Consider the following 21,655-nt stretch of genomic DNA (forward strand, 5'->3'; position numbering starts at 1 on the left):
GCTGCTGGGGGCGGGCATCATGTTCCCGGTGACCAACTTTATTGCCGCGCTGATCACCGGCCTGGTGATTGGTCTGGCGATTGGCTACGTCATCATCCTGGCGCGTAAATTCACCATCAACCAGAGCAACTCCACTTACGGCGCAGACGTCATGATGGGCGCAGGTAACGCCTCCGGCCGCTTCCTGGGGCCGTTGATTATCCTCAGCGCCATGACTGCCTCCATCCCGATTGGCGTGGGCTCCCTGCTGGGCGCGCTGCTGTTCTACATCTGGCAGAAGCCCATTACCGGTGGCGCCATTCTGGGTGCAATGATTTTAGGCTGGCTCTTCCCGGTCGCCCTTTAATACCTGCGGGCGCGCTGGCGCCCGCCTTATCAGGAGAACCCCATGTTTGATTTACTCCTGCGCCGCGCGCGCCTTGCCGACGATACCCTGACCGATATCGCCATTCAGGACGGTTCGATCGCGGCGCTGGGCGAGATTGATGCTCCCGCGCATAAGACGGTTGAGCTGAACGGTGACGTGTTCGTCAGCGCAGGCTGGATCGACTCGCACGTTCACTGCTACCCGAACTCCCCGATTTACCACGACGAACCGGACAGCGTCGGGATTGCCACCGGCGTCACCAGCGTGGTGGATGCGGGCAGTACCGGGGCAGACGACGTGGACGATTTCTATGAAATTACCCGCAAAGCCACCACCGAGGTGTTCGCGCTGTTGAACATCTCCCGCGTAGGGCTGATTGCCCAGAACGAGCTGGCCAATATGGCCAATGTTGACGCCGACGCGGTGAAACAGGCGGTAAAACGCCACCCTGATTTTATCGTCGGCCTGAAAGCGCGCATGAGCAGCAGCGTGGTCGGTGACAACGGCATTACGCCGCTTGCGCGTGCGAAAGCCATCCAGAAAGAGAACGGCGACCTGCCGCTGATGGTGCACATCGGCAATACCCCGCCAAACCTCGACGAAATCGCCGAATTGCTGAGCTCGGGCGACATCATCACCCACTGCTATAACGGCAAACCCAACCGCATTCTGACGCCTTCCGGCGAGCTGCGGGCGTCCATTACGTCTGCGCTGAAGCGCGGCGTACGGCTGGACGTTGGCCACGGTACGGCGAGCTTCAGCTTTGAGGTGGCGAAACGCGCCATCGCGATGGGCATTCTGCCCCACACCATCAGCTCGGATATCTACTGCCGCAACCGCATCAATGGCCCGGTCGGGTCGCTGGCGAGCGTGATGTCTAAATTCCTCGCCATCGGCATGTCATTGCCGCAGGTGATTGACTGCGTGACCGCGAACGCGGCTGATGGACTGCGACTGGCGCGCAAAGGGCGCATTCAACCCGGCCTTGACGCCGACCTGACGCTGTTCACCGTTAAACGTCAGTCGACGGTGCTGACGGATGCCGAAAACGACAGCCTGCAGGCTGAACACATTCTGGTGCCGCTTGCCGCGATCCGCGCGGGCAAGGGCTACATGACCGAACAAGGGAGCACGGAACATGCCTTCGATTTATGAGAAATACAACTTAAAGCAGGTCATCAACACCTCCGGCCGCATGACGGCGCTGGGCGTCTCCACGCCGCGCCCGGAAGTGGTTCAGGCGGCGATGGACGGCATGAATCACTATTTTGAGATGAAGGATCTGGTTAACAAAACCGGGGAATACATCGCGAATCTGCTGGACGTTGAAGGGGCGACGGTGGTCTCCTGCGCCTCGGCGGGCATTGCCCAGTCGGTGGCGGCGGTGCTGGTGAAAGACAGCGACTGGCTGCTGGAAAACCTGCACGTGACGCCCGTTGAGAACAACGAGATCGTCCTGCCGAAAGGGCACAACGTTAACTTCGGCGCGCCGGTGGGCACCATGGTGGCGCTGGGGGGCGGCAGGGTGGTGGAAGCGGGCTATGCCAACGAATGTTCCGCCGATCAGCTGGCGGCGGCAATCACCCCACGCACCGCGGCGATCCTGTACATCAAATCGCACCACTGCGTGCAGAAAAGCATGCTCAGCGTCGAGCAGGCGGCGGTAGTGGCGCGTAAGCACGATCTTCCGCTGATCGTCGACGCGGCAGCGGAAGAAGATCTGCATACCTACTACCGAGCCGGGGCCGATCTGGTGATCTACAGCGGCGCGAAGGCGATTGAAGGGCCTACCAGCGGGCTGGTGATCGGCAAGACCCGCTACGTCGAGTGGGTGAAGCGCCAGACGGCGGGCATTGGCCGCGCGATGAAGGTCGGCAAAGAGGGGATCCTCGGCCTGACCTGCGCCATCGAACACTACCTGACGGCGACCAAAGAGAGCGGTGCGGAAATGGTGGCGAAGATGACGCCGTTTATCGACGCACTCAACACCCTGAACGGCGTCACGGCGCGCGTGGTCTGGGACAGCGCGGGTCGCGATATCGCGCGCACCGAGATTAAGTTCGACGAAGCCATTACCGGCATCGGCACCGGCGAGCTGGTGAATGCCCTGAAGCAGGGCGAATACGCCATTTACTTCCGTGGCTACAAGGCCAACGAAGGGATCATCGAAGCGGACGTGCGCAGCGTGAATGCTGACCAGTTGAACATTGTGTACCGTCGCATTAGTGAAGTGTTAGGACAGGAGAATAAGGCATGAAACTGACCCCCAATTTTTACCGTGACCGCGTCTGTCTGAACGTGCTGGCAGGTTCGAAGGCTAATGCCAGCGCCATTTACGAGGCGGCGGAAGGTCATGTGCTGGTGGGCGTGCTCTCCAAAAATTATCCGGACGTAGCCAGCGCGGTCGCTGATATGCGTGAGTACGCGGCGCTGATTGACAACGCGCTCTCGGTAGGACTTGGCGCAGGCGACCCGAACCAGTCGGCGATGGTGAGCGAAATCGCCCGCCAGGTGCAGCCGCAGCACGTCAATCAGGTCTTTACCGGCGTCGCCACCAGCCGCGCACTGCTGGGGCAGAACGACTCCGTGGTCAACGGTCTGGTCTCACCGACCGGCACCGTCGGCATGGTGAAAATCTCCACCGGCCCGCTGAGCAGCGCAGCTATGGACGGCATTGTGCCGGTGGAAACCGCGATTGCCCTGCTGAAAGATTTCGGCGGCAGCTCAATCAAATACTTCCCGATGGGCGGGCTCAAGTGCCGTGACGAATATCAGGCTGTAGCAGTAGCCTGCGCCCGTCACGACTTCTGGCTGGAGCCGACCGGGGGAATCGATCTGGAGAATTTTGAGGAGATCCTGCAGATCGCCCTGGACGCAGGCGTGAGCAAAATCATCCCGCATATCTACAGCTCGATTATCGACAAAGCCAGCGGCGATACGCGTCCGGAAGATGTGCGTACGTTGCTTGAAATGACGAAGAAACTCGTTAAGTAATACCTTCAACAGGAGCCACCATGCACACCCGTAACCTGCTTGTCGCTTCACTCTCTTTACTTGCCAGCGCCGCTGTCGCCCAGACGCAGTACGCCTGGGTGGGTACCTATAACCCTAACGGGGAAGGGCTGTACCGCTTTACCATCGACCCGCAAACCGGCGCGCTCGGCAATAAAACGCTGGTGAGCAAACTGCCGAACGCCGCGCAGCTGACCGTCTCGCCCGACGGCAAAACGCTCTATCTGGCAAGCGAAGTGGAGCAGGGCGTGGTGCAGGCGCTGCGCATCGGCGATAAGGGTGAGCTGAGCGAGCTCAATCAGGTGGCGTCCGGCGGGGCCGGGCCGGTTTATCTTTCGCTGACGCCAAATGGCCAGCATCTGCTGGTGGCCAACTACGTCAGCGGGTCGATTGCCGTTCTGCCGGTTAAGGCAGACGGCAGCCTGGGGGAGGCCACGGACATCCATCAGGATCAGGGCGAACCGGGCGCGGCAAAACCGGAAGCGGCCGCTGAAGGCAGTTTTGCCATCAGCGATCACAACGGACCTCATGCGCACATGATCGCCGCCGATCCCAGCGGGAAATACGTGTTTTCCACCGATCTGGGGTTAGATCGCATCTACCAGTACCGCCTGGACGAGCGAACCGGCACGCTGACGCCAAACGATCCGCCGTTTATTCGCGCCTCCTCAAAAGGGGCCGGACCACGCCATTTCGTCTTCACGCCGAAGGGGGACGCCCTGTGGCTGATTAACGAAGAGGCGTCGACGCTCACCCACTATGCCGTGCAGGCCAACGGTACGTTGAAAGAGGGCAAAACGGTGTCTGCCCTGCCGGAAGGGTACAAAGGCACCAGTTTTGCGGCGGGGCTGGCGTTAAGCGCCGATGGTAAACAGCTGTATGTGGCTAACCGTTTGCATAACAGCATCGGGCACTTTACCGTAACAGCGGAGGGCACGCTGACGCATCAGGATGATGTCTGGACGCGAGGCGATTACCCGCGCACCCTGACGCTCGATAAACAGGGCCGCTGGCTGTACGTTATGAACCAGCGCAGCGACAACATTACCCGTTTCCGCGTCGGTCAGGACGGCAGGCTAAGCGTTGAGCCAGACTATACCCCGGTCGGCAGCCCATCCCAGATGGTCATTTCACCTTAAGCCGTAAGAGGACAACGACGTGCGATTCCCGAACCAACGTTTAGCGCAACTTTTCGATCTGTTGCAAAACGAGACGCTGCCACAGGACGAGCTGGCGCAGCGGCTGTCGGTCTCCACGCGAACCGTCCGTGCGGATATCACCGCCCTCAACGCGCTGCTGGCAGGCCACGGCGCGCAGTTCATTCTGAGCCGGGGCAACGGCTACCAGCTCAAAATTGAGGATGCCGAGCGCTATCAGCAGCTGCAGGCCTCCCACCCGCGTGCGCTGCGCATTCCGCGGACCGGGCCGGAGCGCGTGCACTATCTGGTGGTGCGTTTTCTGACCTCGGCCTTTTCCCTCAAGCTTGAGGATCTGGCGGACGAGTGGTTCGTCAGCCGCGCCACGCTGCAGAGCGACATGGCCGAGGTGCGCGAGTGGTTCCACCGCTATAACCTGACGCTGGAAACCCGTCCTCGCCACGGGATGAAGCTGTTTGGCAGCGAGATGGCGATCCGCGCGTGCCTGACCGATCTGCTCTGGGAGCTGGCCCAGCAGGACAGCCTGAATCCACTGGTGACGGAGGTTGCGCTGAATGCGGGCGTGGCGGAGCAGATGGTACCGGTGCTGCATGACGCACTGACGCATCATCACATCCGCCTGACCGACGAAGGCGAGCTGTTCCTGCGCCTGTACTGCGCGGTGTCGGTGCGCCGCATCAGCGAAGGTTACCCGCTGCCGGAATTCCATGCTGAAGACGTGGAAGAGAACGTGCGAGAGGCGGCGAAAGATATCGCCGTGACCCTCCAGCAGCTGGCGGGCAAAGCGCTTTCACCTTCGGAGGAGAGCTGGCTGTGCGTCCACATCGCCGCGCGGCAGATCCAGGAGATTGCGCCCAGCGCCATTAATGCCGACGACGACGAAGCGCTGGTTAACTATATCCTGCGCTACATTAACACCCACTATAACTACAACCTGCTCAGCGACGAACAGCTGCATGCGGATCTGCTCACGCACATCAAAACCATGATCACCCGCGTGCGGTATCAAATCATGATCCCGAATCCGCTGCTTGATAACATCAAGCAGCACTACCCGATGGCGTGGGATATGACCCTGGCGGCGGTGTCGAGCTGGGGCAAATATACGCCGTATGTGATCAGCGAAAACGAGATTGGCTTCCTGGTGCTGCACATCGGCGTCGGGCTGGAGCGCCACTACAACATTGGCTACCAGCGCCAGCCGCGCGTGCTGCTGGTGTGTGACGCCGGTAACGCCATGGTGCGCATGATTGAGGCGGTGCTGCAGCGCAAATACCCGCAAATTGAGATGACGCGCACCCTCACCCTGCGCGAGTACGAACTGACCGAATCCATCAGCGAAGATTTTGTTATTTCCACCGTCCGCGTCAGCGAAAAGTCGAAACCGGTGGTGATGATTGCCCCGTTCCCGACGGATTACCAGCTGGAGCAGATCGGCAAGCTGGTGCTGGTGGACCGCACCCGCCCGTGGATGCTGGATAAATACTTTGACGCAGCCCATTTCCGCATTATTAACACGCCTGTTGACCAGCAGACCCTGTTCCGGGAGCTGTGCGAACAGCTTGAAGAAGAGGGCTTTGTGGGGGAAGCCTTTCTGGAGTCGGTCGTTGAGCGTGAGGCCATCGTCAGCACCATGCTCGGGGATGGCATCGCGCTGCCGCACTCCCTCGGCCTGCTGGCGCAGAAAACGGTGGTCTATACCGTCCTCGCCCCGCAGGGCATCCCGTGGGGAGACGAAACCGCGCACGTCATCTTCCTGCTCGCCATCAGCAAAAGCGAGTACGAAGAGGCGATGGCGATTTACGATATCTTCGTCACCTTCCTGCGCGAACGGGCGATGTCGCGGCTCTGTGGCTGCAGGGATTTTGCCGGGTTTAAGGCGGTGGCGATGGAGAGTTTGAGTCGGTTTTGAGAGGCGTTATCCAGAATTCGATGTAATGCGAATGTAATGCTAAAATGCATTACATATTCCGTTCTACTGGAGGCATAATGGCCACGCTTAACGTCCGTCTGGATGACAAACTCAAAAACGAGGCTTACGCCGTGCTGGAAAAACTCAACATCACCCCAACGGAAGCCGTGCGGTTACTGTTTCAATACGTTGCTGAAACGGGGCGCATGCCCGTGAAAACGGTCACGATTAGCGACAGTGAAGATGCGCTGATACAGACGGTCCGGGAGCGACTGGCTAATCCGCAAAAGGGCGTTAAGGTTAGTCTGGATGACTTATGAACTGGTATTTGACCCGAGGGCGTTAAAGGAGTGGCATAAGCTGGGTGATACGGTGAAAGCGCAGTTTAAGAAAAAACTTGCCGAGGTGCTGGCGAAACCCAGGAACGAATCAGCTCTTTACACGGCCTGCCTGATTGTTACAAAATAAAACTTAAAGCGTCCGGCTATCGCCTGGTCTATCAGGTTCAGGACGAAGTAGTGAAAGTCGTTGTTATTGCCATTGGGAAAAGAGAACATTCGGCCGTTTATCATGACGCAAACAAACGGCTTTAGCGTTTACCGCAGATAATGCACGACCTGGTTACTGCTGCCTCGCCAGATAAGCGACGGGTCTTTTAAATCCTGCACAAACTTGCCGTCGACCAGCACGTTAATCAGGTCCACGACCTCCCTCTGAGCCGCATTCAGTTCATCCAGCTTATAGCCCGTCCAGACCCAGATGTCTTTTCCCGCACATTCGCGGCGAATGCGTTTCACCAGCTTCAGAATATCCGGCACGTTTTGCGGATGCAGGGGGTCGCCACCGGAAAGTGAGATCCCCTGGCGGTGAATGCGCGTGTCGTTCAGGTCGCTGATGATTTTATCTTCCATCTCAGCGGTAAACGGCATGCCGGAATTGAGGCGCCAGGTGCTTTTGTTATAGCAGCCGGGGCACTCATGCACGCAGCCGGAAACGAACAGGGTGCAGCGGGTGCCGGGGCCGTTAACGATGTCGACGGGGTAGTACTGGTGAAAGTTCATTGCGAATAACCACGCCGGGTGGCGCTGCGCTTACCCGGCCTACAAAAGAGTGTGGTCCGTAGGCCCGGTAAGCGCAGCGCCACCGGGCATTAACGTGGCAGCGGATTAACCGATCTGCCCATTCCCCAGATGCTTCACGCGGCGCTTCACCTCTTCCTGCTTACCGGCGTTAAACGGACGCGCGTCCGGGCTGCCGAGGTAACCGCACACGCGGCGGGTCACGGAGACGCGAGCCGCATCGTGATTACCACATTTCGGGCAGGTAAAGCCTTTGCTCGTACATTCAAACTCACCGGTAAAACCGCACTCATAGCACTCGTCTATCGGCGTGTTGGTTCCGTAATACGGCACGTGCTGGTAGCTGTAATCCCACACGTCTTCCAGCGCCTTCAGGTTGTGCTGAATGTTCGGATACTCGCCGTAGCAAATGAAGCCGCCGCTGGCGATAGGCGGATACGCCGCTTCGAAGTCGATCTTGTCGTACGGGTTCACCTTTTTCTCCACGTCGAGGTGGAAGCTGTTGGTGTAGTACCCTTTGTCGGTCACGCCTTCGACAATGCCAAACTCGGCGGTGTCCAGACGGCAGAAGCGGTCGCACAGGTTTTCGCTTGGCGTGCTGTAGAGGCTGAAGCCGTAGCCGGTCTCCTCTTTCCACTGGTCCACCGCGTCACGCAGACGCTGGACGATAGCGATGCCTTTCTCACGCAGCGCGGCGCTGTCGTACATATGCGTATCGCCAAACAGCGCGTTGATGGTCTCGTGGATACCGATATAGCCCAGCGAAATTGACGCGCGACCGTTTTTGAAGATCTCAGACACGTCATCGTCCGCTTTCAGACGCACGCCGCAGGCCCCTTCCATATAGAGAATAGGGGCGACACGGGCTTTGACCCCTTCGAGACGCGCAATGCGGGTCATCAGCGCTTTACGCGCCAGCTGCAGACGCTCGTCCAGCAGCGTCCAGAAGGCGTCTTCGTTACCTTTCGCTTCCAGCGCAATGCGCGGCAGGTTCAGACTGATAACGCCCAGGTTGTTGCGCCCGTCGTGGATCTGCTCACCGTTTTCGTCTTCGTACACGCCGAGGAAGCTGCGGCAGCCCATCGGCGTTTTAAATGAACCGGTGACCTTCACCACCTGGTTGTAGTTCAGAATGTCCGGGTACATACGCTTGCTCGCGCACTCCAGCGCCAGCTGTTTGATGTCGTAGTTCGGATCGCCAGATTTGTGGTTCAGACCGTCGCGGATGGCGAACACCAGTTTCGGAAACACGGCGGTTTTGCGGTTTTTACCGAGCCCGGAGATACGGTTGCGCAGAATGGACTGCTGGATAAGACGCGATTCCCAGCTGGTGCCCAGACCAAAACCGAAGGTCACAAACGGCGTCTGGCCGTTGGCGGTATGCAGGGTATTCACTTCATACTCAAGAGACTGGAACGCGTCATAGCACTCTTTCTCGGTACGGGAGTGCGCGTAGCCGTCGGCGTCCGGGATTTGCCACTCTTCGGCCGTTTTACGGTGTTTATTGAAGCTTGCCGTCACGAACGGGGCCAGCACCTCGTCGATACGGTTAATGGTGGTCCCACCGTAAATATGGCTCGCGACCTGCGCGATGATCTGGGCGGTAACAGCCGTCGCCGTGGAGATCGACTTCGGCGGCTCAATCTCGGCATTACCCATTTTAAAGCCGTGGGTCAGCATGCCTTTCAGGTCGATCAGCATGCAGTTGAACATCGGGAAGAAGGGCGAGTAGTCGAGATCGTGGTAGTGGATCTCACCGCGCTCGTGCGCCGACACTACGTCGCGCGGCAGCAGATGCTGACGGGCATAGTGTTTCGCCACGATACCGGCCAGCAGATCGCGCTGGGTAGGGATAACCTTGCTGTCTTTGTTGGCGTTTTCATTGAGCAGGGCGGAGTTGGTCTGCTCCACCAGGCCACGGATCTCCTGGTTCAGGCGGCCGCGCTTCTCACGCTGTACGTCACGATCGTGGCGGTACTCAATGTAAGCACGCGCCAGCTGCTTGTAGGGCCCCGCCATCAGCTGGTTCTCAACAGCGGTCTGGATCTCGTTAATATCGACCTGGCTGCGTTCATTCATCTGGCGGCTAACGACGTCTGCGACGGTGGCGCAGTAATCTGCGTCATCGACTCCCGCTGCTTTAGCTGCACGCAGAATGGCTTCCTGAATGCGCTCTGATTTAAACGGCACTTTACAGCCATCACGTTTCATCACATGCGGTGTCATGATCACTCCATTTTTTAAAAACAGGTTATCCACAGAGGCGGAGAAGTATTCACCGGACAGATCCTGAGACCGGCCAGTCACTTCCCTCGTTTCTGACCCTTGTTATCCACAATTCCGGAGAGCGGAGTCGCCGTCTTGTTGTTGGAATAGTAGACGATTAATACAAGATGTTGGGTCGGCGTGCATTTTAAGTGCTACATATAGTGATTTGCATCAAACATGTTTGCGATTTATTTGATTCAGAACAAAGTAAAAAGACGAGAGTACAAACGGCGGGCGCTGTAGCGATTGTAAATGCGGAAAGGAAAAATCTGATTAATTATTCAACAAAAACAGTAAAGTACACCGGGCGCAACGGATGCGCCCGGTGAAGGTATTACGCCTGTAGCCACCAGACAGCCTCAAACGGACGCAGCGTCGTTTTCTGCGGCGACGGGTAGTTGCTTATCACCGTTTGCCACGCGCCGCTCAGGAGGTCAGTCGTCCATTCATGAGGTTTATCGCTCAGGTTCGCCACTACCATCAGCGTCTGCCCCTGCCACTGACGGCGATAGCACCACAGGGATGGGTGCTCCGGCAGCAGATCCTCATAATCCCCCCACGTCAGCACCGGCAGGGTTTTACGCAGGCTGATGAGAGACTGGTAGGTGTAAAACACCGAGTCCGGGTCATCCAGCGCCGCGCGGACGTTGACGGTTTCGTAGTTATCGCAGACGCCAATCCACGGCTCGCCCTCGCTGAACCCCGCGTTGTGCGAGGCATCCCACTGCATCGGCGTGCGGCCGTTGTCGCGGGACTTACTCGCCAGGATCGCCAGTAATTCGTCCGGATCGCGACCGTTGGCCCGCAGTTCGGCGAACATATTCAGACTTTCCACGTCGCGATAATCGGTGATGCGGCTGAAATGCGGGTTGGTCATACCGAGCTCTTCGCCCTGGTAGATATACGGGGTGCCCTGCATGCCGTGCAGCACCATGCCGAGCATCTTCGCGGCGTGAACGCGGTATTCTCCTTCGTCACCGAAGCGCGACACAATGCGCGGCTGGTCGTGGTTACACCAGAACAGCGCATTCCAGGCTTTGTTGTGCATGCCCTGCTGCCAGTGACGGAAGAGGGTTTTCAGCGCGACGAAGTCCGGCTTCGCCTTCGTCCATTTTTCGCCGCCGGGATAATCGACCTTGAGGTGGTGGAAGTTAAAGGTCATCGACAGCTCGCGGCCATCGAGCGACGCGTATTGCTGGCAGTTCTCCAGCGAGGTCGAGGACATCTCGCCCACCGTCATCAAATTACGCGGGGTAAAGACGTCGCGGCTCATCTCCTGCAGATACTCGTGGATGCGCGGCCCGTCTGTATAGAAACGGCGGCCGTCACCGGTTTCGTCATTCGGGAAATCCTGATCTTTCGAAATCAGGTTAATGACGTCGAGACGCAGGCCATCCACGCCCCTGTCGGCCCAGAACTCGCACACTTTTTTCAGCTCGGCGCGCACGTCCGGGTTCTCCCAGTTGAGATCTGCCTGCTCCGGGGCGAACAGGTGCAGGTAATACTGCTCGCTCTCGGCGTGCCAGCGCCAGGCGTTGCCGCCGAACTTGGAGCGCCAGTTGTTAGGAAGCTGCTCCGGTGTGCCGTCGCGCCAGATGTAAAACTGGCGGTACGGACTGGCTTTGTTCAGCGATTCCCGGAACCAGGCGTGCTGCGTGGAGGTGTGGTTAAACACCATATCCAGCACGACGCGAATGCCGCGCGCGTGCGCACCGGCAACCAGCGCATCAAAATCATCCAGCGTGCCGTAGGCCGGGTCGATGGCGGTGTAATTCGCCACGTCGTAGCCGTTATCCACCTGCGGGGAGATATAGAACGGCGTCAGCCAGATGGCATCGATGCCGAGGGTTTTGAGGTAGTCCAGCCGCTGCGTCACGCCGCGTAAATCACCGGTGCCGCTGCCGGTGGTGTCCTGAAAACTCTTTGGGTAGATCTGATAGATGACGCCGTTCTGCCACCAGTGAGGAAGGGTATTCATAATGCGTTCCTGCAAATGCGAAGGGGCGCAACTGCGCCCCGAAAGATAATGTTAAACAATCTGCAGCGCGCCCTGACGGAACTTACGCTGATAAACCACGGTGGTGAGCGCCATGGGGACGATGATCGCAATGGCCATCGCGAGGGCAAACACCTGCCAGAAAGCGGGCTGGATAGAGAGGATGCCCGGCAGACCCCCGACGCCGATCCCGTTCGCCATCACGCCGTTCAGACCACACACCAGGCCTGCCAGACCGGAACCGATCATCGCGCAGAGCATCGGGAAGCGGTATTTCAGGTTGATGCCGTACATGGCCGGTTCGGTGACGCCGAGGTAAGCGGAGATGGCGGCCGGAACGGAGATCTCACGCTCGTTATGCTTACGGCTGACAAGGATAATGCCCGTGACCGCCGATGCCTGAGCGATGTTAGACAGGGCGATAATCGGCCAGACCGGCGTTCCGCCAAGGCTCTGGATCATCTGCATATCAATGGCCAGCGTGGTCTGGTGTACGCCGGTGATCACCAGCGGGGCGTACAGGAAGCCAAACAGCGCGGCACCAATCGGCGCAAAGCTGCCGGTCATCAGATGACGGACCGCGAAGGCCACGCCGTCGCCAATCATGCGGCCAAACGGACCGATAAAGGCGTGCGCCAGGAACACGGCCAGAATCAGCGAGCAGACCGGCACCACCACCAGATAGAGATAATCCGGCACGATGCGCTTCAGACGCGTTTCAATGAAGCCCAGCGCCAGACCAGCCAGCAGGGCCGGAATGACCTGAGCCTGATAGCCCACTTTGGCGATGGTAAACAGGCCAAAGTTCCACACTTCCGGGACCTGCTGACCAAGTAAGTAAGCGTTCATTAACTGTGGAGAGACCAGCGTGACGCCCAGCACGATACCCAGAATCGGGGTACCGCCCATCTTGCGCACCGCAGACCAGCAAATTCCCACCGGCAGATAGAAGAAGATCGCTTCGCCAATCAGCCACAGGAAGTCGTATACGGTTTTCAGCGCCGGATAGATCTGCGCCAGGGTTTTGCCGTCGCTCATCGGCACATCACCGATGACGTTGCGGAAGCCTAAAATCAAGCCTCCGCTGATCAGCGCCGGCAGCAGCGGGAAGAAGATCTCCGCGAAGTGGGAGATCAGCTGCTCGTGCCATTTCATATTCTGACGCGCGGCCTTCTTCGCCTGCTCTTTATCGGCGGAGGAGTGCCCCGTCGTCGCCAGCAGAGCCTGATAGTAATCGCCCACTTCGGTACCAATCACCACCTGGAATTGCCCGGCGTTGGTAAAGCAGCCTTTCACCATCGAGAGCTCTTCAATGGCTTTCGGGTTGGCTTTAGCCGGATCGTTCAGCACGAAGCGCAGGCGGGTAATGCAATGGCTGACGGTGGCGATGTTTTCGCGGCCGCCGACCAGGACGATCAACTGATCAATATCTGCTTGTTTGACTTTACTCATCATGAAACCTCATGACAGATGGGAGGGGTGTAATGACCTGAGCGCAAGCCTACTCCTTCAGCGTGACGGCGAAAATGGGAACGTTCCCGAAATCGGGCGAAGATCACAATAAACCGATTTATGGGGGTTATGAAAGGTGGGCGGGAATAACGATCTGACGCGGCTCAGCGCGTCCGTTGATCTGCTCGATCAACTGCGCGGCAGCCTGCCTGCCGGACTCGGCGTAGCCCGGATCGACGGTGATAATTTCCGGGTGTAAAAACTTCATCAGCGGTGTGCTGCCCACGCTCGCCACCTGCAGGTTATCGATGCGTTGTTCCTGTAAATATTTGCTCGCACCCAGCGCCAGGGTATCCGTGGCGCACACCAGCGCGGTGGTTTGCGGCGTCAGGACGCTGGCGACCTGCTCGTAGCCCTGCTTCATGCCGAGCCCCGGCAGGGAGGCCACGGCGGAGAGATTGTGTTTTTTGCAAAAGGCCAGGTAGGCTTCATGACGACGCTTGCCGGTGGTGACGTCCGCATGGGGAACGCCGAGGTAGCTGATGTGGCGATGGCCTTTGTCATACAGGCGCTGCATCAGGGTAATAATCGCCCCTTCGTCGTCATAGCAGACAGACGCAAAACCGTGGGCATCGCGCGCCAGCAGCACCAGCGACGGCTGCCAGGGTTTCAGCATCTCCTCTTTGATGCCGGTAAAGCCAAACAGCACCACGCCGTCAATGTTGCGCCGCTGAAGCATACCCAGGTGCTCTTCAACCAGCTGCACAGAGAACTGGCTCTCCATCATGATCGGGTCATAACCCTGCTCATAGAAGGCGGGCAGCATGGTCTGCACGGCGAGGTTTTCAGAGAGCGAATCCAGACGCGAGACAATGATCGCCACCACTTTGTCACTCTGTCCGCGCATGGCGCGCGCGGAGCGGGAAGGGGAAAAGCCGTGCTGGTTCATGACCGCCTCAACGCGTTCGCGGGTGCGTTCGCTGACCCCACTTTCGTTGTTCAGCACGCGCGACACGGTGGATTTCCCCACGCCGCTTAAACGCGCGATGTCTTTAATCGTAAGGCGGTTCTGCATGCTGTATTCCCTGTAACAACGATAACGGTGTCAAATGAGCCTAATGCTATAGCGCCAATTCGCTATGGGCAAAGTCTGGTTTACGTTCGGTTTATTTGAGGGGGGGTATAATACCGCCCGAAGCGTCGCTTAGGGTACGGTTAAATCCTTATACTGCGCGGCGTACCCCTTATTTTTACTTACCGGAGGCTTTATGGATCCCGATCCCACACCTCTCCTGAACGGGAGAAGACGTTCTTTCCGGTAAGCCAGCCCGTTGCTGACTCACCGGTGATGTGAGGCAGCAGCGTCATACACGTTCCTGCTTGAAAAATTGAGTGCCGCTCAGGTACGGCTTTGCCACGCCTGAAGGAAAAGCTGCGTCCGCGCTTGCGGATGCGGAGGAATGACTATGTTTAAAAATATTACCCGGCAGCTGCAGGCTCTGCTGAGCCGCCACCTGCCACACCGTCTTGTTCAGCGCGACCCGCTGCCCACGGCCAAAAACATGGCGGGCGCTGCGATCCCCGCGTCCCTGACCGAACGCTGCCTGAACGTGGCGGCGATGGATGAAAACGAAGTCTGGCGCGCGTTTGGTGGGCATCCGGAAGGGCTGAACGCGGCAGAAGTGGAAAAAATCCGCGCCCTACACGGTGATAATCAAATCCCGGCGCAAAAACCGTCTCCGTGGTGGGTGCATCTGTGGCTCTGCTACCGCAACCCGTTCAACCTGCTGCTGACCGTGCTTGGCGCGATCTCTTACGCCACTGAAGATCTGTTTGCCGCAGGCGTGATCGCCCTGATGGTGGGGATTTCCACGCTGCTGAACTTTATTCAGGAGGCCCGCTCCACCAAAGCGGCGGATGCCCTGAAAGCGATGGTCAGCAACACCGCAACCGTCTCGCGCGTGATCAACGATCTCGGTGAAAACGCCTGGGTTGAACTGCCCATTGACCAGCTGGTGCCGGGCGATCTGGTGAAGCTGGCCGCGGGGGATATGATCCCGGCGGATTTACGCATCATTCAGGCACGGGATCTGTTCGTGGCCCAAGCCTCCCTGACCGGGGAGTCCCTGCCGGTTGAAAAGGTGGCGCGCAGCCGCGACCCGCAGCAGATGAACCCGCTTGAGTGCGACACCCTGTGCTTTATGGGCACCACGGTGGTCAGCGGTACGGCGCAGGCGATCGTCACCGCCACCGGAGGCAACACCTGGTTTGGTCAGCTTGCCGGGCGCGTCAGCGAGCAGGAGAGCGAACCGAATGCTTTCCAGAAAGGGATTGGCCGCGTCAGCATGCTGCTGATCCGCTTTATGATGGTGATGACGCCGATCGTGCTGCTGATCAACGGCTACACCAAAGGCGACTGGTGGGAAGCGGCGCTGTTTGCGCTCTCTGTGGCCGTCGGCTTAACCCCGGAAATGCTGCCGATGATCGTCACCTCCACGCTGGCGCGCGGGGCGGTGAAGCTCTCTAAACAGAAAGTGATCGTCAAACACCTCGACGCCATTCAGAACTTTGGCGCGATGGACATTCTCTGCACCGATAAAACCGGCACCCTGACGCAGGACAAAATCGTGCTGGAGAACCACACCGATATTTCCGGCAAAACCAGCGAGCGCGTGCTGCACAGCGCCTGGCTGAACAGCCACTACCAGACCGGGCTGAAAAACCTGCTCGACGTGGCGGTGCTGGAAGGGGTGGACGAGGAGGCTGCCCGCACGCTCTCCGGCCGCTGGCAGAAGGTGGATGAGATCCCGTTCGATTTCGAGCGCCGCCGGATGTCGGTGGTGGTGAGCGAGCAGGCAGATGTCCATCAGCTGATCTGCAAAGGGGCGCTGCAGGAGATCCTGAACGTGTCGACGCAGGTGCGCTATAACGGCGACATCGTGCCGCTGGATGACACCATGCTGCGCCGCATCAGGCGCGTTACCGATAACCTGAACCGACAGGGGCTGCGGGTGGTGGCGGTGGCGAGCAAATTCCTGCCCGCGCGCGAGGGGGACTATCAGCGAATCGACGAATCCGATCTGATCCTCGAGGGTTATATCGCCTTCCTCGATCCGCCGAAAGAGACCACCGCTCCGGCGCTGAAAGCGCTGAAGGCGAGCGGTATCACCGTGAAAATCCTCACCGGCGACAGCGAGCTGGTGGCGGCCAAAGTGTGCCATGAAGTGGGGCTGGACGCGGGTGACGTGGTGGTGGGGAGCGACATTGAACCGCTCTCCGATGACGAGTTGGCTCAGCTTGCCCGGCGCACCACGCTGTTTGCCCGTCTGACGCCGATGCACAAAGAGCGCATTGTTACCCTGCTACGTCGCGAAGGGCACGTGGTGGGCTTTATGGGTGACGGCATCAACGACGCGCCCGCGCTGCGTGCGGCGGATATAGGTATCTCCGTTGACGGGGCAGTGGATATCGCCCGCGAAGCGGCGGATATCATCCTGCTGGAAAAGAGCCTGATGGTGCTGGAAGAGGGCGTCATTGAAGGCCGTCGCACCTTCGCCAACATGCTCAAGTACATCAAGATGACCGCCAGCTCCAATTTCGGTAACGTCTTCAGCGTGCTGGTGGCGAGCGCCTTTCTGCCGTTCCTGCCGATGCTGCCGCTGCATCTGCTGATCCAGAACCTGATGTACGATGTCTCTCAGGTGGCGATCCCGTTTGATAACGTCGACGACGAGCAGATCCAGAAACCGCAGCGCTGGAACCCGGCGGATCTGGGTCGCTTTATGCTGTTCTTTGGCCCCATCAGCTCCATCTTCGACATCCTGACCTTCTGCCTGATGTGGTTTGTGTTCCACGCCAACACCCCGGAACATCAGACCCTGTTCCAGTCCGGCTGGTTCGTGGTGGGACTGCTGTCGCAGACGCTGATTGTGCATATGATCCGCACCCGCCGCATTCCGTTCCTCCAGAGCCATGCCGCGTGGCCGCTGATTGTGATGACGGGGATTGTGATGGCGCTGGGTATCGCGCTGCCGTTCTCGCCGCTCGCAGGTTACCTGCAGTTGCAGGCGCTGCCGCTGAGCTACTTCCCGTGGCTGGTGGCGATCCTCGCCGGTTATATGGTGCTGACGCAGATGGTGAAAGGGTTCTATGCGCGTCGGTATGGGTGGCAGTAAAAACACACCCTCACCCTAACCCTCTCCCTGAAAGGGAGAGGGGACTATGACCCCCTCGGCCCATTGGGGAGAGGGGATACGTTTCCTCCCAAATTCAATAACCTGTGATCTCCGTCGGCGCATTCGCTTGACGACAAATTGAGCGCATGTTAACAGAATGTTTTGCCTTTATTTGGCCCGTCAGATAAGGAACATTCATGTTACGGTACAGTCTCTTAACCGCCGGGCTGCTGCTCGGCGCGTCGGCGTTTGCCGCCCCGGCAGGCGATCTCCCGTTGATGCCCTGGCCTGCGAAGGTCGAACGCCCAACCACCCAGGGCGCACTGGTGCTGAGCAACAATGTTTCCGTAAGCGTCAGCGGGGACGATCTCGGTGATGCGGTGAACCGTCTGCGTCAGCGTATCGCCCTGCAAACCGGCTGGACGCTCCAGCCGCAGGCTGATAAGCCGGAAAAACCGACCATCCGCATTGCCATTGCCAAAAAAGTAAAGCCGCAGCCGCTGCCGGACAGCGACGAAAGCTATAAGCTGACGGTGGATGCCAACGGTGTGGATATCTCCGCCAACACTCGCTTCGGAGCGCTGCGCGCCATGGAAACCCTGCTCCAGCTGATGCAAAACGGCGCGGAAAACACCTCTCTGCCGTGGGTGTCGATTGAGGATTCCCCGCGCTTCCCGTGGCGCGGGCTGCTGCTGGACTCGGCGCGCCACTTTATCCCGCTGCCGGATATCAAGCGCCAGATTGACGGCATGGCCGCGGCCAAGCTAAACGTGTTGCACTGGCATCTCACCGACGATCAGGGCTGGCGCTTCAGCTCGACGCGCTATCCCAAACTGACCCGGCTTGCCAGTGATGGCCTGTACTACACTCCGGAACAGATGCGCGAGGTCGTGCGTTACGCTACCGAGCGCGGCATCCGCGTGGTGCCGGAAATCGACATGCCGGGCCACGCCTCGGCCATCGCGGTAGCCTACCCGGAGCTGATGAGCGCGCCGGGGCCGTATCAGATGGAGCGCCACTGGGGCGTGCTGAAGCCGGTGCTGGACCCGGCCAAAGAGGCGACTTATACCTTTGCTGAGGCGATGGTCAGCGAACTGGCGGCGATCTTCCCCGATCCATATCTGCATATCGGCGGTGACGAGGTGGACGACAGCCAGTGGAAAGCGAACCCGGCCATTCAGCAGTTTATGCGCGATAAGAAGCTTGCTGACAGCCAGGCGCTGCAGGCGTATTTCAACCGCAGGCTGGAAACGATCCTTGAGAAACATCACCGGCAGATGGTCGGCTGGGACGAGATCTACCATCCCGATCTGCCGAAAAGCATTCTGATCCAGTCCTGGCAGGGGCAGGACGCGCTGGGGCAGGTGGCGCAGAACGGCTATAAAGGGATCCTCTCTACGGGCTTCTATCTCGATCAGCCGCAGTCCACCGCCTACCACTACCGCAACGAGATCGTCCCGCAGGGCTTAAACGGCGTGGATGTCATCGCAGACACCGACAGCGCCCAGAGCTGGGCCTTCTCTATGCCGCGCCTGAAGGGGAAGCCGGTAGAGGGAAGCTTCACGCTGGTGAAAGGGGAATCAGGCTGGCGTGGGTTTATTGATTTTGCCGGCAAATCCCGCCGCGCGGTGCAGGACATTGCCTGGCGCGATGACAACCAGGTGACCTTTACCGTCGACACCTGGATGGGGGAAACCCGTCCGGTGGTATCGGTGGATAACGATAAGCTCACCGGCTACTTCCTGGTGGGGAACGTCCGTTATCCGATTAGCGGCACGCGTCTGGACGAGGTCCCTGAAGGGACGCCGCCGGTGGTGCCGGACGCCGCGCATCAGGTTAACCTGCTCGGCGGTGAAGCCGCGCTGTGGGCAGAAAACGTGGTGGCGCCGGTGCTCGATATCCGCCTGTGGCCGCGTACGTTTGCGGTTGCGGAGCGTCTGTGGTCCGCACAGGACGTCAACGACGTCGACAACATGTACACCCGCCTGCAGGCGATGGACAGCTGGTCGACGGTGTCGGTCGGGCTGCAGCAGCACACCCAGCAGCAGGTGCAGTTCACGCGCCTTGCTGGCAATGCCGACACCCTGCCGCTGCAAATCCTCGCCCAGGCCGTTGAGCCGGCGCAGTACTACACCCGGCAGCACCTGAAGTTCCAGGCCGGAAACTACCATCAGTTTGAACCGCTCAACCGCTTCGCGGATGCGCTGAACGCCGAAAGCGCCACCGTGCGGCAGATGAACAAATGGGCCGATCGTCTGGTGAGCGACGCGGAAGATGCGGAAAGCGCCGAGGCGCTGCGCCATGTGTTCAACCGCTGGCAGAGCAACACCAGCGATGCGCTGGCGTTAAGCGAAAACAGCTATCAGCTGAAGGCGATCAAACCGGTGATTCAGGAGGTCGACAAGCTTGCGTCGATTGGCCTGCGGCTCACCGACCTGGTGGCACGGCAGGGCACGCTGGACGATAAAGAAATCGCCTCGATTCAGGGCGAGCTGGATAACGCGGCGAAGGTGCAGGACGAGGTGGTGATTGCGGCGGTCTATCCGCTGGAGACGCTACTCAGAGCGACGCGGAATCAATAGCAAAAATACGCCTCTCTCCCCAAAGGGGCTCGATCGATTCCCTCTCCCCTTTGGGGAGAGGGTTAGGGTGAGGGGACTAGTGCTTCAGAACCCACGCCTCTTTCCAGTGTGAACCTGTGCCCGGCTCAAACTGGGTCGCATACTTGCTCCACTGCACGCAGTAGCCGCTGTACGGGAATGGCTTACACTGGTAGGTCTTACCGTCTTTCGGCTGCAGCACCACGGTACCCGCTTTATACGACGCGATATTGTCCGGGAAGATGTAGTCATGCTGACCGGGGCTGTTGTCCGCCGCCGCGTCATCTTCCAGCATCAGGTTCAGTACATCCTGCGCAAACAGCGTGCCGTCCTGATTGGTGGCGTAGTACTTCAGCATGTGATGGCCCGCTTCAACGTCGGTCAGCGTCAGGGTGACGTCCTGATTCGCGTTGTTCATCGCCTGCTTGAGATAGCCTTTTTCCGCGCCGTGATGGTTCATGACGTGGGCTTCGAAATCGACGTTACCGTGGGTGTTCACGTGGAAGGTGATGGTCGCATTGCCGTTCTCGATTTTGCTGTAGTGCAAATTGCTGACGGCGATAGTTTCGTTGACCTCCACCTTCTGCTCTTCGTACGAAATCGCAACGGACTGCAGGGCGCTGCCCTCTTTGACGAATACGCTGTTCGCGCCATGAACCGGGCTAATCTCGCCGCCCTCATCCCTCACGCCAACGCGAATGTCCTGGTGCGCGGTGTTAATTTTCTGCGCCAGATCGTAAGACCACTGGTTAGCATCCCCCTGCGCGGCCGTGGCGATCGTCATTTCCGTGCGCAGGGACGTCACTTCACCGTGCGCATCGAAGAAGCGGGCAATGACCTTATCGCCGACGTTCAGGTTATTTCCCGCAATCTGGCCGCTGAGGACTTTGCTCCACTCTGATTCGATGCCGGCACCGTCATCCGGGGTAACATTGCCGCCGTTACCGAAATCAACGTCAATGGCCTGGTAGAAACTGTTCGCGGTATCAGCAATTTCCCAGACGCCATAAATCACCTGATAACCCGTGCGTGCCGGCACATTGCAGGTCATGGCTTTACGCATCGCGGGGGCCTGGCCATTGCCATTCACGGTACAGAACGGGGTTAATTCAAACTGATCGCGGGTCAGGGGTTTATTCGGATCCCAGTTTTGTCTGGTGATGTAGTAACGCCAGTTGGTGGTTTTGTGCGGCGCGGTGTGATACCAGACAAATTCATGCGGGCCGGCGGTCATGGGGCTTTTCGTCCATGCGTTCAGGCTCTGTTTATCCAACTGGGAGTAATTCGCAATTCCCGCGCTGGCAAGCTGGCCGTCAGGCGGCATCGCCCCGGTCGGGAAGCCGGAGGTTTTCTCCACGCTCTGCGGTTCATACTGAACGGAACCGCAATCAATATTTTGCCCAAGCTTACACATATAAGCGCGGCTGGCAGGAGATTCTATATAACCGTGGGCCAGTGCGGAGGAGGCAACGGTCAGGGTCGCCACCGCCAGTGCAATTTTTGATAATTTCATTGTTAGTCCATTAATAATTAATCTGCAGTGAGATGTTATTAATGGCGAGCGGGAAACGTCATGCGGTGGTGAGAGGAAAAATAGCCAAAAAAAATGGACGGCCAACGCCGCCCATGATCTGTTG

At 58.8% G+C, this 21,655-nt stretch carries 15 protein-coding genes and 1 pseudogene; 10 read left to right on the forward strand and 6 right to left on the reverse strand.

Annotated features, from left to right (window positions below; all coding sequences use genetic code 11):
• From GM298_RS21795 to GM298_RS21830, 8 genes and pseudogenes are all read left to right on the forward strand, one after another.
• Positions 1-346, forward strand: a 346-nt coding sequence (locus GM298_RS21795; protein ID WP_266155281.1) for a DUF4310 family protein, incomplete at its 5' end; no start/stop codon positions are given.
• A gap of 42 nt (positions 347-388) precedes the next feature.
• Positions 389-1,522 (forward strand): amidohydrolase/deacetylase family metallohydrolase, encoded by a 1,134-nt coding sequence (locus tag GM298_RS21800; protein WP_266155282.1) that lies wholly within the window; start codon positions 389-391, stop codon positions 1,520-1,522.
• A complete protein-coding gene (locus GM298_RS21805; RefSeq protein WP_266155283.1) occupies positions 1,506-2,624 on the forward strand; it encodes a DgaE family pyridoxal phosphate-dependent ammonia lyase in 1,119 nt (372 codons plus the stop codon). The genes GM298_RS21800 and GM298_RS21805 overlap by 17 nt, the downstream gene beginning before the upstream one ends.
• Entirely contained in the window at positions 2,621-3,361 is a 741-nt protein-coding gene (dagF, locus tag GM298_RS21810) for a 2-dehydro-3-deoxy-phosphogluconate aldolase (RefSeq protein WP_025759082.1), read from the forward strand. Before GM298_RS21805 ends, dagF begins: the two co-directional genes overlap by 4 nt.
• Positions 3,362-3,381: 20 nt before the next feature.
• On the forward strand, positions 3,382-4,518 hold the full coding sequence (locus GM298_RS21815) for a lactonase family protein (RefSeq protein ID WP_126800570.1): 1,137 nt from the start codon (positions 3,382-3,384) through the stop codon (positions 4,516-4,518).
• Positions 4,519-4,537: 19 nt separating this feature from the next.
• On the forward strand, positions 4,538-6,448 hold the full coding sequence (locus GM298_RS21820; protein WP_045284450.1) for a BglG family transcription antiterminator: 1,911 nt from the start codon (positions 4,538-4,540) through the stop codon (positions 6,446-6,448).
• A gap of 77 nt (positions 6,449-6,525) precedes the next feature.
• A complete protein-coding gene (locus GM298_RS21825) occupies positions 6,526-6,768 on the forward strand; it encodes a type II toxin-antitoxin system RelB/DinJ family antitoxin (protein ID WP_025759087.1) in 243 nt (80 codons plus the stop codon).
• Positions 6,758-7,041, forward strand: a pseudogene (locus GM298_RS21830) (type II toxin-antitoxin system RelE family toxin). Before GM298_RS21825 ends, GM298_RS21830 begins: the two are co-directional and overlap by 11 nt.
• Before the next feature lie 3 nt (positions 7,042-7,044).
• On the opposite strand, the gene nrdG reads toward GM298_RS21830, so the two are convergent.
• The 5 genes from nrdG to treR form a co-directional block, all read right to left on the reverse strand.
• Positions 7,045-7,509, reverse strand: coding sequence for an anaerobic ribonucleoside-triphosphate reductase-activating protein (nrdG, locus tag GM298_RS21835; protein ID WP_266155286.1), 465 nt, complete (start codon positions 7,507-7,509; stop codon positions 7,045-7,047).
• A gap of 105 nt (positions 7,510-7,614) precedes the next feature.
• Positions 7,615-9,753, reverse strand: coding sequence for an anaerobic ribonucleoside-triphosphate reductase (nrdD, locus tag GM298_RS21840; protein ID WP_266155288.1), 2,139 nt, complete (start codon positions 9,751-9,753; stop codon positions 7,615-7,617).
• Positions 9,754-10,129: 376 nt separating this feature from the next.
• On the reverse strand, positions 10,130-11,773 hold the full coding sequence (treC, locus tag GM298_RS21845) for an alpha,alpha-phosphotrehalase (protein WP_266155289.1): 1,644 nt from the start codon (positions 11,771-11,773) through the stop codon (positions 10,130-10,132).
• Between the two features lie 51 nt (positions 11,774-11,824).
• Positions 11,825-13,243 (reverse strand): PTS trehalose transporter subunit IIBC, encoded by a 1,419-nt coding sequence (gene treB, locus GM298_RS21850; RefSeq protein ID WP_095449670.1) that lies wholly within the window; start codon positions 13,241-13,243, stop codon positions 11,825-11,827.
• A 127-nt stretch (positions 13,244-13,370) separates the two neighbouring features.
• A complete protein-coding gene (gene treR / locus GM298_RS21855; RefSeq protein ID WP_025759097.1) occupies positions 13,371-14,318 on the reverse strand; it encodes a trehalose operon repressor TreR in 948 nt (315 codons plus the stop codon).
• Positions 14,319-14,709: 391 nt separating this feature from the next.
• Here treR and mgtA point away from each other — a divergent pair, with 391 nt between their 5' ends.
• Positions 14,710-17,418, forward strand: coding sequence for a magnesium-translocating P-type ATPase (mgtA, locus tag GM298_RS21860; protein ID WP_094917735.1), 2,709 nt, complete (start codon positions 14,710-14,712; stop codon positions 17,416-17,418).
• 197 nt (positions 17,419-17,615) lie between these two features.
• Positions 17,616-20,000, forward strand: coding sequence for a beta-N-acetylhexosaminidase (locus tag GM298_RS21865; protein WP_266155291.1), 2,385 nt, complete (start codon positions 17,616-17,618; stop codon positions 19,998-20,000).
• A 76-nt stretch (positions 20,001-20,076) separates the two neighbouring features.
• Here the strand turns inward: GM298_RS21865 and gbpA are convergent, their stop codons facing one another.
• Positions 20,077-21,531: an N-acetylglucosamine-binding protein GbpA gene (gene gbpA, locus GM298_RS21870; RefSeq protein ID WP_266155292.1), complete on the reverse strand. Its 1,455-nt coding sequence runs from the start codon at positions 21,529-21,531 to the stop codon at positions 20,077-20,079.
• Positions 21,532-21,655 lie beyond the last annotated feature (124 nt).

It is taken from the genome of Enterobacter sp. HSTU-ASh6, from assembly GCF_026319105.1.
GTDB classification, from domain to species: domain Bacteria; phylum Pseudomonadota; class Gammaproteobacteria; order Enterobacterales; family Enterobacteriaceae; genus Enterobacter; species Enterobacter sichuanensis.

Excerpts from the sequence above, each read along its gene's own strand:
- GM298_RS21800 (WP_266155282.1), top strand. The coding sequence starts at position 389 with ATGTTTGATTTACTCCTGCGCCGCGCGCGCCTTGCCGACGATACCCTG.
- GM298_RS21805 (WP_266155283.1), top strand. The coding sequence starts at position 1,506 with ATGCCTTCGATTTATGAGAAATACAACTTAAAGCAGGTCATCAACACC.
- dagF (WP_025759082.1), top strand. The coding sequence starts at position 2,621 with ATGAAACTGACCCCCAATTTTTACCGTGACCGCGTCTGTCTGAACGTG.
- GM298_RS21815 (WP_126800570.1), top strand. The coding sequence starts at position 3,382 with ATGCACACCCGTAACCTGCTTGTCGCTTCACTCTCTTTACTTGCCAGC.
- GM298_RS21825 (WP_025759087.1), top strand. The coding sequence starts at position 6,526 with ATGGCCACGCTTAACGTCCGTCTGGATGACAAACTCAAAAACGAGGCT.
- nrdG (WP_266155286.1), bottom strand. The coding sequence starts at position 7,509 with ATGAACTTTCACCAGTACTACCCCGTCGACATCGTTAACGGCCCCGGC.
- nrdD (WP_266155288.1), bottom strand. The coding sequence starts at position 9,753 with ATGACACCGCATGTGATGAAACGTGATGGCTGTAAAGTGCCGTTTAAA.
- treC (WP_266155289.1), bottom strand. The coding sequence starts at position 11,773 with ATGAATACCCTTCCTCACTGGTGGCAGAACGGCGTCATCTATCAGATC.
- treB (WP_095449670.1), bottom strand. The coding sequence starts at position 13,243 with ATGAGTAAAGTCAAACAAGCAGATATTGATCAGTTGATCGTCCTGGTC.
- treR (WP_025759097.1), bottom strand. The coding sequence starts at position 14,318 with ATGCAGAACCGCCTTACGATTAAAGACATCGCGCGTTTAAGCGGCGTG.
- mgtA (WP_094917735.1), top strand. The coding sequence starts at position 14,710 with ATGTTTAAAAATATTACCCGGCAGCTGCAGGCTCTGCTGAGCCGCCAC.
- GM298_RS21865 (WP_266155291.1), top strand. The coding sequence starts at position 17,616 with ATGTTACGGTACAGTCTCTTAACCGCCGGGCTGCTGCTCGGCGCGTCG.
- gbpA (WP_266155292.1), bottom strand. The coding sequence starts at position 21,531 with ATGAAATTATCAAAAATTGCACTGGCGGTGGCGACCCTGACCGTTGCC.